Source organism: Prevotella sp. P5-126 (genome assembly GCF_002251185.1).
Taxonomy (GTDB): domain Bacteria; phylum Bacteroidota; class Bacteroidia; order Bacteroidales; family Bacteroidaceae; genus Prevotella.
The window spans coordinates 1-12,866 of the sequence record NZ_NPIZ01000085.1 but is presented as its reverse complement, the minus strand read 5'-3'; the positions used below and the strand labels follow the sequence as shown (position 1 = coordinate 12,866).

Annotated in this window: 14 protein-coding genes; 7 read left to right on the top strand and 7 right to left on the bottom strand. The window is 46.8% G+C overall.

Annotation, left to right across the window (positions count from 1 at the left end; genetic code table 11):
- Positions 1-7: 7 nt before the first annotated feature.
- The 3 genes from CIK90_RS09710 (at position 8) to CIK90_RS09700 (ending at position 1,627) form a co-directional block, all read left to right on the top strand.
- Complete coding sequence (locus CIK90_RS09710) at positions 8-577, top strand: biopolymer transporter ExbD (RefSeq protein WP_094435699.1); 570 nt, start codon at positions 8-10, stop codon at positions 575-577.
- On the top strand, positions 574-1,053 hold the full coding sequence (locus CIK90_RS09705; protein WP_094390645.1) for a biopolymer transporter ExbD: 480 nt from the start codon (positions 574-576) through the stop codon (positions 1,051-1,053). The genes CIK90_RS09710 and CIK90_RS09705 overlap by 4 nt, the downstream gene beginning before the upstream one ends.
- A gap of 94 nt (positions 1,054-1,147) precedes the next feature.
- On the top strand, positions 1,148-1,627 hold the full coding sequence (locus CIK90_RS09700; RefSeq protein ID WP_094390646.1) for an Lrp/AsnC family transcriptional regulator: 480 nt from the start codon (positions 1,148-1,150) through the stop codon (positions 1,625-1,627).
- A gap of 66 nt (positions 1,628-1,693) precedes the next feature.
- Here the strand turns inward: CIK90_RS09700 and CIK90_RS09695 are convergent, their stop codons facing one another.
- Genes CIK90_RS09695 through CIK90_RS09685 form a run of 3 tightly spaced genes read right to left on the bottom strand, consistent with a single transcriptional unit; the run spans position 1,694 to position 4,147 of the window.
- Positions 1,694-2,176, bottom strand: coding sequence for a dihydrofolate reductase (locus CIK90_RS09695; protein ID WP_094390647.1), 483 nt, complete (start codon positions 2,174-2,176; stop codon positions 1,694-1,696).
- On the bottom strand, positions 2,173-2,967 hold the full coding sequence (locus CIK90_RS09690) for a thymidylate synthase (RefSeq protein ID WP_094390648.1): 795 nt from the start codon (positions 2,965-2,967) through the stop codon (positions 2,173-2,175). The genes CIK90_RS09695 and CIK90_RS09690 overlap by 4 nt, the downstream gene beginning before the upstream one ends.
- A complete protein-coding gene (locus CIK90_RS09685; protein ID WP_094465125.1) occupies positions 2,942-4,147 on the bottom strand; it encodes a hypothetical protein in 1,206 nt (401 codons plus the stop codon). Before CIK90_RS09685 ends, CIK90_RS09690 begins: the two co-directional genes overlap by 26 nt.
- Positions 4,148-4,267: 120 nt before the next feature.
- Here CIK90_RS09685 and CIK90_RS09680 point away from each other — a divergent pair, with 120 nt between their 5' ends.
- From CIK90_RS09680 to CIK90_RS09670, 3 genes are all read left to right on the top strand, one after another.
- Positions 4,268-4,930, top strand: coding sequence for a DUF6249 domain-containing protein (locus CIK90_RS09680; protein WP_094440399.1), 663 nt, complete (start codon positions 4,268-4,270; stop codon positions 4,928-4,930).
- A gap of 83 nt (positions 4,931-5,013) precedes the next feature.
- Positions 5,014-5,547 (top strand): RNA polymerase sigma factor, encoded by a 534-nt coding sequence (locus CIK90_RS09675; RefSeq protein ID WP_094390651.1) that lies wholly within the window; start codon positions 5,014-5,016, stop codon positions 5,545-5,547.
- Complete coding sequence (locus CIK90_RS09670) at positions 5,540-5,878, top strand: DUF5056 domain-containing protein (RefSeq protein WP_158214664.1); 339 nt, start codon at positions 5,540-5,542, stop codon at positions 5,876-5,878. Before CIK90_RS09675 ends, CIK90_RS09670 begins: the two co-directional genes overlap by 8 nt.
- Before the next feature lie 184 nt (positions 5,879-6,062).
- Here CIK90_RS09670 and CIK90_RS09665 read toward each other — a convergent pair whose 3' ends face one another.
- From CIK90_RS09665 to CIK90_RS09655, 3 genes are read right to left on the bottom strand one after another with little or no spacing between them, the layout of a single operon-like run.
- Positions 6,063-8,063 (bottom strand): OmpA family protein, encoded by a 2,001-nt coding sequence (locus tag CIK90_RS09665; RefSeq protein ID WP_094465123.1) that lies wholly within the window; start codon positions 8,061-8,063, stop codon positions 6,063-6,065.
- A 9-nt stretch (positions 8,064-8,072) separates the two neighbouring features.
- Complete coding sequence (locus CIK90_RS09660; RefSeq protein WP_094465121.1) at positions 8,073-10,133, bottom strand: DNA topoisomerase 3; 2,061 nt, start codon at positions 10,131-10,133, stop codon at positions 8,073-8,075.
- A gap of 22 nt (positions 10,134-10,155) precedes the next feature.
- A complete protein-coding gene (locus CIK90_RS09655; RefSeq protein WP_254046326.1) occupies positions 10,156-10,785 on the bottom strand; it encodes a hypothetical protein in 630 nt (209 codons plus the stop codon).
- A gap of 426 nt (positions 10,786-11,211) precedes the next feature.
- On the opposite strand from CIK90_RS09655, the gene ald reads away from it, so the two are divergent.
- The gene (ald, locus tag CIK90_RS09650; protein WP_094465119.1) at positions 11,212-12,318 is read left to right on the top strand and encodes an alanine dehydrogenase; all 1,107 of its coding nucleotides are present in this window, start codon (positions 11,212-11,214) and stop codon (positions 12,316-12,318) included.
- 354 nt (positions 12,319-12,672) lie between these two features.
- Here ald and CIK90_RS09645 read toward each other — a convergent pair.
- The coding region (locus tag CIK90_RS09645) for a transposase (protein WP_216820902.1) at positions 12,673-12,866 on the bottom strand (194 nt) is incomplete at its 5' end.

The window sequence follows — 12,866 nt, the reverse complement described above, 5'->3', positions numbered from 1 at the left end:
GCCGTCTATGTTCATCCGTCGTCATCACCATGAAGTTCCACTACTGAACACCACGTCCACCGCCGATATTTCTTTCATGTTGCTGGTGTTCTTTCTCATGACATCATCGATGAACAGCGACAAAGGTCTCTCGCGCCAACTGCCACCAACTAAGTCAGAGCAATCAGCCACCACCGACATCAATCGCAGTAATGTACTCCAAATTCATCTCGATGCAAACGATGCACTGTGGATTGACGGACAAACAGTAGCTGACGAACAACTGCAACACGAAGTAGAATCCTTTTTGGCAAGCAGACAGAGCCAACGTTTCATGATAGAGGTAACCACAGATCGTCGCACATCATACGATGCCTATTTCAACATGCAGAACACCATTGTGGCAGCATTCCATACCTTACGTGAAACAATGGCACAAAAGCAATTCGGCATACATTTCACTCAGTGCAACGACCAACAGCGTAATATCATCACCCAGCGTTATCCCCTGCGCATCAGTGAAGCAGTAACCGATAATATCACGATACCTACTTCACCAAAAGCAACGTCAGCAACAGAGAAAGGAGGTCGCCCATGAGTCGTTTCCGCCGTCATAAACGCGAGATGCCAGGTCTCAACCTTGCATCCATGCCCGATTTGGTTTTCACCGTATTGTTCTTTTTCATGATAGTCACCCACATGCGTGAGGACAATATCAGAGTTCGCTTCACTGTGCCTCAAGGCACCGAACTGGAAAAAACTGAGCATCGAGGCAGTGTCATCCACGTATATATCGGCCATCCCACCGATAGTCAAGGAAACAGCAACAATAATGAGACCCGCATACAGGTTAATAGCAAGAGTGTAACCATAGATCAACTGCCGAAAGCCATTGCCACAGAGCGCGACCACATGTCGTCAGAGGATCGCCAACACATGGTGGTCAGTATTCTTGCAGATAGCCAAACCGACATGGGACTTATCAGCGATGTTAAGCAAGCATTGCGCCAAGCTGGTGCACTCAGAATCAACTATGCAGCCACAAATCGCACCGACGAAACAGGCAATGAGTAATAATCTAAAGGAAAAACGCACAAAAATACTATAAATTATTGCAACTGTCGCTATTTTTTCATAACTTTGCATACAAATAGTAAAAAGTAGAAAAATGGCAATACAAAAACTCGACAATTTGGATAAACAGATATTGCGAATGATCGCAGAAGACGCACGTGTACCATTCCTTGAAGTGGCCCGAGCCTGTGATGTGAGTGGCGCTGCCATTCACCAGCGCATTCAGAAGCTCACCAGCATGGGGGTACTCAAAGGTTCACAGTTTATCATCAATCCAGAAAAGATAGGATATGAAACTTGCGCCTATATCGGACTCAACCTGAGAAATCCTGAGAAATTTGACGATGTAATGGTCGAACTTCAGAAGATTCCAGAAGTAACAGAATGTCACTACACCACGGGTAATTTTGATATGTTCATCAAGATTTACGCCAAGAACAACCATCATCTGCTCAACATCATCCATGACAAACTGCAGCCGTTGGGATTGGCCTCATCAGAAACTCTGATTTCTTTCAACACAGTCTTTGACAGACAACTTCCTGTAGTTGATTTCACCGAGGAGCAAGATTAAAAACAAATCATTCCGATAGTAGCCGATACATTCGGACTATCGGAACGATATATCAATAAACTCGGATTACGACCGAACATAATCCACAAAAGCGTACGCAAAGGCATGTTTATCATCCTTTGCGTGCGCTTCTTTCGTTTCTACTTTCCAATCACTATAGTCAGGAAAGAAGGCATCGGCTTGTTGTGGCGTGTCATCAATCTCTGTCAGACACAACCGGTCAGCTTTGTCAAGTGCCTGCTCATAAACACTTGCACCTCCAATAATATAAACCTGTTCATCTGGTTGACAACTGGCCAGTGCCTCATCAAGCGTTGCATAAACATCACAACCAGGAATCTCCTTAACCGTACGACTCAACACAACATTGCGGCGATTAGGCAGTGCCCCTTTCGGCAAACTAAGGAATGTGTTACGTCCCATGATAATGGTATGTCCTGTTGTCAATGCCTTAAAACGTTTCAAGTCATTGGGCAACCAATAGAGCAATTTGTTTTCAAGACCTATTGCCCGATTACGCGCCACAGCAGCTATAATATGCAATGTCATACGCTAACCTCCGCTTTAATATGTGGATATGGATCGTAGCCTTCCAGTTGAAAATCCTCATACTGGAAATCGAATATACTCTTCACATCAGGGTTTATCTTCATCACAGGCAATGGGCGCGGTGTACGTGTCAGTTGCAAACGCGCCTGATCCAAATGATTAAGATATAGATGTGTATCACCTGTGGTATGGATGAAATCACCAGGTTTGAGTCCTGTCACCTGTGCCATCATCTGCAACAGCAGGGCATACGATGCGATATTGAAAGGTACACCGAGGAAAGTATCTGCCGAACGCTGATATAATTGAAGTGACAAACGACCATCTGCCACATAAAATTGGAATATCGTATGACAAGGAGGCAATGCCATCTCATTAACTTCCGCCACATTCCATGCCGATACTATCATTCTACGAGAATCCGGATTGTGTTTGAGTTGATCTACCACTTGACTGATTTGGTCAATCACTCCACCATTATAATCGGGCCATGAGCGCCACTGATGTCCATAAACAGGTCCGAGTTCACCGTTTTCGTCAGCCCACTCGTTCCAAATGCGCACACCATTATCTTGTAGATATTTCACATTGGTATCCCCTTTAAGAAACCAAAGCAGTTCGTAGATGATACTCTTCAGATGTAGTTTTTTTGTTGTCAGCAGTGGGAATCCATCCTCCAGATTATAGCGCGATTGTGTTCCAAAGATGCTGATAGTACCCGTTCCTGTGCGGTCTCCTTTTTGGGTTCCTTCGCGCAGTATGCGGTCAAGTATGTCTAAGTATTGTTTCATATTCGTTAGGTATGTAGGTTGTTCTTATTTTCCATTCTTTAGGATATAGATTGTTGGCACGATTACCTATATTTTTGGCGAGTCCGAGCAGATGTCCCTCAAAGCAGATACCAACCATACCGCGTGGTACATCTGCACCGAGGGTAATGGCCTCGTGGCGCAGATAAGCCATAGCCTGTTGATAGTTCACCTCCACCTTTACCATATCAGGTTGTGCTTTGGGGCAATAGATGATATTGAGATTCTGTTGCGACTTGCGCAAAGACTTCAACGAGTGTCCTTGTTGCCATGCCCCGCCCTTACGCAACACACAAAGGAACAGTCCTTCGCCTTTGCTGATTCCGGGAATGAAGCGATATACAGGCTGTGAGAATCCATCAAGTAGCGAACCGGTGATATTCCATGCAGCATCCACCTTTACGGGTAGCACCTCAGCTCCCAGTTCATCCATCATCCATTGTATATTCTCCTCATCTTCATGAGTATTAAATGTACAGGTACTATATATAAACAGTCCACCATCTGCCAGACAACTCCAAGCATCTGCAACTATTTCACGTTGCAAACGGGCACACTTCTCAACATTCTGCATACTCCATTCGCGTATGGTGGCCTCATCCTTACGAAACATGCCTTCGCCAGAACAGGGCACATCACACAATACCACATCTGCTATCATCTTCGCCCGACGGTAGTCGCGTGGAAAATTGTTGGTCACGAAATGGTCAGCATATCCCCATTTCTCCACATTCTCAGCTAAGATATTTGCGCGATTGCGCATCGGTTCATTGGAAAACATCACACTGCCTGCAGCCAATGCAGTACGTGCCAACAACGACTTTCCACCAGGAGCAGCACAGAAATCTATCATCACTACGGGTGCGTCAGGCACCCATTGCTGCATGACAGTATCGAGAAACATCGATCCTGCCTCCTGCACATAGTAGCACCCTGCATGCAGCAAAGGATCGTAAGTAAAGTTGGGGCGTTGTGGCAAATAATAGGCATTGCGACACCACGGCACCCGTTCACCATCTGCGGTAAGTTCTTTTGCCTTTTCCGGATTCAGTCTGATACTCACAGGAGCATCCGTTTCAAAAGCCTTAAGATAGCAATCGAAGCGTTCTTCGCCCATCGTACGACGGGCCATATCGGTAAAATCTATGGGTAACTGTGTCATTTGCTTGCAAAATTAAAAAAAATATTGCACCTTTGCAACTTATTGCGTAGCTATCACGTCAAACAATCGAAAATAAAACAAAAACAATAAAAAATAAACAAAAACAAAAGGAATACAGCTATGAGAAAGTTACTATTCACCCTGGCATTTATCGCCACACTCACCACATCAGTGCCAACTATGGCGCAGAAGCATCGCCACACGCCCCGTACGCAAGAGTTGGTAGATACCACATCTTCCGCTGCAACAGCTATTGAAGCCTACTCCGACACTACGGCAACAGCGACAGATACCATCACCAGTTACAACAACAATAGTAGCAATGCCCCCTTTGCCAGTTTCGACTACGATGGAGGCGATGAAGGATTCGGTGCAAAATTTGTCATTACCGTCTGTTTCATACTCTTTGTCTTAGCCCCCATATCAATCATCGGCCTCATCTTCTATTTCATCCGTCAAAGCCGAAAAGACAAAATACGCTTGGCAGAACTGGCTGCGCAAAACGGACAACCCATTCCCACCGACCTGTTGCGTTCTGCCAAAAACAGCAATGCCAACTATGCTCCCGGTGTACGCCAATGCTGTCTGGGCATCGGACTGGCCATATTCCTCGGCATCATCATGGACGAATTAGGATTCGGCATCGGTGCCCTCGTATTCTTCATCGGACTCGGCAAGATTATCAGTGTGTATCTCACCAAAGACAAATCGTTGCCCAATGCGCCCGAAACAAACGCCAGTGCACTTGACCCTGCACAAGATAACAATCATGCGCAGCACTAAGATCTATAGGATTAGGCATACGAAACAATACATCCAAGTAGAGAAACCATATATCCAAGTGGAACAAGAAAGCAGATAAAGCAATGCAGTCACTCACCGATTTTGCACTCGTCACACAGGTCACTATGATGGGCAACCGCCGGGCATTCGACCAGCTCGTGGTGCGCTATCAGTCACCTGTGCGGCGATTCTTCCTCCATCAGACGCTTGGCGACGAACCGTTGAGCGATGATTTGGCACAAGACACCTTTATCAAGGCGTGGCGCAACATCGGTTCGTTTCGCGCCATGTCGTCCTTTCAAACTTGGCTGATGCGCATTGCTTATAATGTATTCTACGATTATGTGCGCAGCAGAAAAACCACTTCCGACATTGACAACGTGGCAGAGCCAATGACCAACGGCAACAGCAATCCATCGCTACAGATGGATCTCTATCATGCCCTATCACTGCTCAAGCCCGACGAACGCACCTGCATTACCCTCCAATTGGTCGATGGCTACAAGATAGACCAAATAGCCAAGATCACCGACATGAAGGAGGGAACTGTAAAATCCATCCTCTTCCGAGGAAAAGAAAAACTAACCAAATATCTGAAACAAAATGGCTATGGATAGAAAAGACGAACAACTCTTGCAACAATTTTTCATAGAAGCTTCACAACAGACTATTGCAGACAATGGTTTTAGCGAACGTGTCATGCGCCGGTTGCCCAATCGTGCCAATTGGTTCAATCGTGTGTGGACATTGGGTTGTATCCTTATAGCTATAGCATTGCTTCTCATGAGCGATGCCATCACTATCGCCAAGACCAACATAGAAGTATTCACGCAGTCACTACTGAACGGAGGTCTCATAGAAATGTTGCCCACCATCAGCATGTTGATATTTGGACTCGCCATCGCTGGCGCCTACGAACTGTATGTTTGCGTGAAAGAGAATCTATAATCCTTGAAGCTCTCCTTAAATATCTCGCGCATACGCATGTGCGCGAGTCATTCATTTTGTTACCACCGACCACCTACTACCGCAACCTACTATCTTTCAGTATTTTGTATAATGTTAACAACTTTTCCATCGACCAACTACCGACCACCAATTCCCCCATTTCCCCCCACTTCATTCGTATAAATCACTTCCGAATGAGTTGTCCATTGGCATCAAACATGCCATAGGTGGTATTGGTCACACGAAATTCTGTGCGGCGATTCAATTGGTTGCATATCTCCTGTTGTTCAGGAGTAAGTGTCTTAATGAAGTCTTCCGTCAATACAGTATTCTCTTGTAAGAAGGGATAACACACCGCCAAACGGTGCTTAATAGTCTTTGGTTGTTCCTTTCCATAACCCACAGCCGTCAGTCTGTCGGCACTGATTCCGTGTGCTGTCAAATAGTGCACCACAGCTTCAGCCCGCCTTTGCGACAGTCGTTTGTTATAATCGCCCTTGCCTTTATAGTCGCAATGGGCACTCAGTTCGATAGCCACATGCGGGTTGGTATTCAGCAGCGTTACCAGCGAGTCGAGTGCAGCCATTGACTCTGGTCGCAGTGTGGCACGATCGAAATCATAATGTATATTGTCTATCAGTACAGGAGCAGTGATACTTGCCAACGGAAACTGCAAGACATGTTCTTGCGACTCATCGGTTTCCACCACATGCAGTTCGGTCTGATGATTGAGATATCCTGGACATGATGCCATCAATACATAATCCACTCCAGGACGCACCGTTTGTGTAAACGAGCCGTTGTTCATCACGCTAAGTCGGAGGTTAGTGCCATCGTTTCCCACCATATAGACCACAGCTTGGGGAAGTTCATAACCTTCTCGCTCATAGACCCATCCCCTAACCGTCTGTATGATTTCAGGATTTTCAAAACTGTAGATATGATCCCATCCATGGGCATCACCACGGTTAGAAGAGAAGAATCCACGGTTTTTATTGCCTTCAAAAGTCATTCCAAAATCGTCGCCCATGGAGTTTAGCGGGTAGCCCGGATGCTCTATAGTCCATCCTGATGCTGTCGGATGAGCTATATAGATATCGAGTCCTCCCATTCCCTCATGTCCATCGCTTGAGAAATAGAGGTCGCCATTGGGTCGAAACGTAGGAAACATCTCGTCGCCAGGGGTATTGACAGGTGTTCCAAGATTCTCTACCCCACCCAGTCCAGCTTCGGTCAGACGCACTCTCCACAAGTCTTTACCGCCCATTCCGCCCGGCATGTCACTCACAAAATAGAGCCATTGTCCATCGGGACTGACTGCCGGATGGGCATAGAGCGACAGTGTATCGCGAGTGATAGGAAGCGGTTGCGGTTTGTTCCATGTGGCATCGCTACGGCGTGAGGTGACAATGGTAGCGAAACGCGGATAGCGCTCATCGCTCTGACAACTGGTGAGATACATGGTTCGTCCGTCTGGCGATAGGCAACAAGCCCCTTCGTCAGCATTGGAATTGAGTTCGGTATCTATCACTTGCGGCCTCAACCATCGTCCCTGCTCGTCTTTCTGAGCCATGAAGATGTCGGCATTCTTAGTGCCAGTGATGCCACTGATATCATCGCCAGTAGCTTCGTTGCGAGTAGAAGTAAGATAAAGACGATCGTGTTCTGCTCCAGCCAATACCGGCGAATAGTCAGAACGTCGCGAATTGAACACATCTTCGCGTTTCACTTTATAGCGCGATCCCTCCTTTTTCCATTGCGGAGCCTTACGGGCAGACGCCAGGAGCGTTTGCGCCATACTGTTTTGCGGACACGAATCGAGCATTTCAGTCATCACCTTGGCAGCCTCTTTGTATTGTCCTACTTTGAGCAACTGTTGTCCCAAAGCCATACGTGTGGCAGAATCGCCCTGTTTATAACGCAGTGCATTGCGGTATGCGGTAATGGCTCTTGCGGTATAGTTGATGCGCCGGTAACATTCCGCCTGTCGCAAGGCAATCTGTCCACGTTGCGTGCGCTCTTTGGGCGATGTCTGCGAATAAGCCTTGCGGTACTGTGCAGCAGCATCGAAATAGTCACCTGTGGCATACAGCTGGTCTCCTTGTTTGAGCGCCCGATCGGCACCACATGCCATGAGAAGCATGCAGAGCATCAACAGGGGTAGGTAGCGCGCAGTTGTATTCATCGCTTTGTTTTATGCTTTGAAGGGCAGTCGCCACCGGCAATGCTGATAGTCAGAACATCCGTATGCGGTCTTACCTTTGACGATATGACCTTTTCCACAAAGCGGACACGACTGTCCGATGATGCTATCATCGGGAGTTAGCGCCTGTTGCTTCGCTTTGGCCTTGGTGGTTTTGGCTTTGGCAGCCTTGGGTTTTGATGCTGTTTCAGCCTTTGGCGACTTCACCTTTTTCAGTTCAGCATCTGTCAATACGGTCACACGGCGGTTGGTAGTGTCGTGCATCACCTCATTGACAATGTCAGTCACCTGCTGTTTCAGTTCGTCTATAAACTGAGTGGCATCATATTTCTGATGTTCTATATCGCGCAATTTCTTCTCCCAAATGCCCGTAAGTTCCGGACTTTTCAGCAGTTCTTCGTGTATCAGGTCTATCAGTTCGATACCCGTAGGCGTAGCCACGAGGCGCTTTCTGTCGCGTTTGATATAGTGTCGCTTGAAGAGTGTCTCGATGATACTGGCACGACTCGACGGTCTGCCAATGCCATTCTCCTTCATGGCAGCACGGAGTGTTTCGTCTTCCACAAATTTTCCGGCAGTTTCCATGGCACGCAAGAGTGATGCCTCGTTATACCAGTTGGGTGGTGTAGTCCATTTCTCTGTGAGTGTTGGCTGATGTTCGCCCGTTTCACCTTTGACAAAAGTAGGCAGTGTGCACTCTTCGTCGTCGGGCTTTTTCTCTTCATCATCCACCACATCCTTCTTCGTATCCCTTACCACACGCCATCCCGGATCGAGTATTTCCTTTCCCGTAGCCTTGAAGTCGATGTCATCTACCTGTCCGGTGACTGTTGTAGTAGAGAATTTACAGTCGGGCAGGAACACCCCGATGAAGCGTCTGGCTATAAGGTCAAACACCTTTCGTTCTGCGTCAGAGAGGTTTTGTGGCACCACTCCTGTTGGTATGATGGCATGGTGGTCGGTGACTTTGGCACTGTCGAACACCCTTTTCGACTTTTTCAACGTCTTTCCGCCAATGGGTTTGATAAAATCAGCATATGGTGCCACACCGGCGAACTGTGTCTGATAGAGTCCGTTGAGCGTAGCAGGACACTTGGGATAGATATCGTCTGACAGATACTGCGTATCTACACGCGGGTAAGTGGTGTATTTCCGCTCGTAGAGAGCCTGTATGAGATTGAGCGTCATCTCGGCAGAGAATCCGAATTTTCTATTGCAATCCACCTGCAACGAAGTGAGGTCGTAGAGTTGGGGTGGCTGTTCGGTACCGTTTTTCTTCTGCACACTGGTCACCGTGAAGGTTTTTCCTTCGATGGTAGAGAATGCCTGTTTGCCCTCTTCCTCATTGGTAAACTTTCCTTTGGTAGCCGTGAAAGTGGTGTCGCGATAGATGGTGGCGAGCACCCAATAGGGTTCTGGTTTGAAGTTTTCTATTTCCTTTTGTCGGTTCACAATGAGTGCCAGCGTCGGAGTCTGCACGCGTCCGATGGAGAGCACCTGTCTGTTTTGACCGTATTTCAAGGTGTAGAGTCTCGTGGCATTCATTCCCAACAGCCAGTCGCCTATAGCTCTCGACAGTCCAGCCATATAGAGAGGCTGATAGTCTGCTTGGTCTTTCAGATTGGCAAATCCCTCTCTGATGGCATCATCGGTCATCGACGATATCCACAATCTGCTGACCGGACAGGTAGCACCGGCCTTCTGCATCACCCATCGCTGTATCAGTTCTCCCTCTTGTCCGGCGTCACCGCAGTTGACGATGCGTTCGGCTTGCTTCATCAGTTTCTCGATAACGGCAAATTGGCGCTTGATACTGTCCTGTTCTATCAGTTTGATACCGAAGCGTGGCGGTATCATGGGCAGTGATGAGAGATTCCATGACTTCCACATGGACGTATAGTCGTTGGGTTCTTTCAACGTACAGAGGTGACCATAGGTCCATGTCACCTGGTATCCGTTGCCTTCTATATATCCGTCATGGGTTGTATTGGCACCTATGATGCGTGCGATGTCGCGTGCAACACTGGGTTTCTCTGCTATACAGACTATCATGCTGTCGTTGTTGTTTTCTACATTAATAATAATATGGGCGATGGCCTGTTTCGAGCGATACCTGTATCCATGTCGATGGATTGAAGTGGTAGCGAACGGCTGCCCCTATTCTATCGCCGAGTTCATGGTCATAGACGGGCACAGGAATCTTATTACCCATCAAGGTTTTCTGTCCGTAGAGGAATCCTTCCCAACGTTGTGAGAAACGATAATCGAGCACGGCATTGAATCCTGCCTGACGGAGATTATAGCCTGCCCAATCGGCATTATGGAAGTAGCCACCTACGGCGAGCGACAGTTTTTCGGTCACTGGCAGTGCATACATGCCGCTGACCTGCTGGCTGAAGCCTGCACCTTTCCATCCTTTGCCAAACGAAGTAAAGACGCTTGCACCGAGCATGAGGTTCATGCCCTTATGCAGTTTCCAGTTGTCCATCCCGACATAGCCCACAGGCCAATGACTCACAGCGGGCTGCATCTGTCCGTAAGCGTTGAGTTCAGGCAGATGTAGCGTAGAATCGGGCAATGCTCTTTGGTTCTCTTGCGCCATGATGGGCGGTGTAACAGCCAGCATCAGCAGCATCACCGTCATAGCCATCATGTGCCACATCTGATGTATTGGGCGATTGTATTTTGTTGATTGAATCTTCATCAGGTTTTTGTTTTATCTCTACGAAACACTATTGTTTCAAAGTGCGAAGTTACGATTTCTTATGGAGACTACCAAACATTTCTCTCTTTCTTTATGCTTTTTTCAGAAACGCCCTATCCTGATCTTTCGATATGACATGGGTTCCACTGCAGATAATTGCCAGCCTGTCAGTCTGTCTTTGTCCATAATCGTCCGGCTGTGTTTGCCATTGTCCGCTTGTGGCCATTAAGGTCTGTCTTTGTCCGGCTCTGTCAGCTCTAAAACCGCTATTATCTGTGATTTATTTCGTTTTGCAAACTCTACCCATCAAAACGACTATTTTCTATATTAAAAAATGCTATTTTTTTCATCTGTGAAATACAAGTTATTCGATTTTTTCATAAATTTACGGCGTAAAAAATATGTTTAACTTAAAACCCTACTATTATGAAAATCGGTATTCCTAAAGAAATCAAGAACAACGAGAGCAGAGTTGGCATGACACCCGCCGGAGTAGCAGAACTTATTCGCCATGGGCACCAAGTGTTTGTACAACACACAGCAGGCATCAACAGCGGGTTCAGTGATGAAAAATACGAAACTGTGGGGGCTAAAATTCTCCCCGACATAGCGTCTGTCTATAACGAGGCAGAGATGATTATCAAGGTGAAAGAACCTATAGAACAGGAATACAAGTTGATTAAACAGGACCAACTCGTTTTCACATACTTTCATTTTGCATGCGACAGACAACTTACCGAGGCTATGATAAAAACCGGAGCGGTCTGTCTGGCTTACGAAACAGTGGAAACTGACAACCATAAACTGCCGTTGCTCATCCCTATGAGCGAAGTGGCTGGTCGTATGGCTACACTCAACGGTGCCTATTATCTGCAAAAAACCAAAGGCGGAAAGGGTAAACTCATCAGTGGTGTGCCCGGTGTTGACCGCGTCAAGGTGCTGATATTAGGTGGTGGAACCGTTGGTGAAGCTGCAGCACGAATGGCTTGCGGACTCGGAGCTGACGTATGGATTACAGATATCTCGCTGCCACGCCTTCGCCAACTCGAAATGGAACTGCCGGTAAATGCGCACACCCTATACTCTACTGCACACAATATCAAGATGATGCTGCCCGACATTGATATCGTTGTTGGCAGCGTATTGATTCCGGGCGACAAAGCGCCCCACCTCATCACCAGAGAAATGCTGAAGATGATGCAGCCGGGTACCGTACTTGTAGATGTTGCTATTGATCAGGGCGGTTGCTTCGAAACGTCGCATCCCACTACCCACTCCGATCCTGTATATATTGTGGATGATATTGTTCACTATGCCGTTGCCAACATTCCAGGTTCTGTGCCCAATACTTCTACAATGGCGCTTACCAATGCCACACTGAGTTATGCCCTTGCCCTGGCAGACAAAGGATGGCGGAAGGCTTGCAAAGACGACCATGCACTCTACAAAGGGCTCAATGTGGTTAATGGCAAAGTGACCTACCATGCTGTGGCAGATGTATTCGATTTGCCATACGAGCCTATTTCACTTTAAATCAACGAATAGTTGATGACTGAGCAAATTCAATGTATTTGCTCAGTAAACTCAATGAAATTGCTGACCAAATTCAATGTATTTGCTGAGGAAATTCAATGAATTTGCTGAGAAGATACGATGAAATTGGTCAGCAAAACAATTTGATTTGCCTACAAATAGATATTTCACACCATGCTTACTGGCGTCTGTTTTCACACCTATCACAGTTGTACTGAATGGCTTCAAACGTCATTTGCTCCTTTTCCTATCTACTTGACAACAGTATAGGAGTCAGCTTATAACAAACAAAAGACATGCCGCACGGCTTCTGAAAACCATACGGCATGTCATAACTAACGTGAGTTCGACGAATTAGAATAAGGTCAATTGTCTATCAATAGTCCTTTGAACGGCAATTGTAGGTTTCTTAGGAAAGAAGCAATATGCTGCCAAAGCTCCAAGAGTATTGACAATGAAGTTGTCGAAAGATCTGTGTCTGGAATGTTCCACCTGTGCAATATTCTTAAGTTCATCGTTAACGGTCTCTATGATAGCCCGCTTTCTAA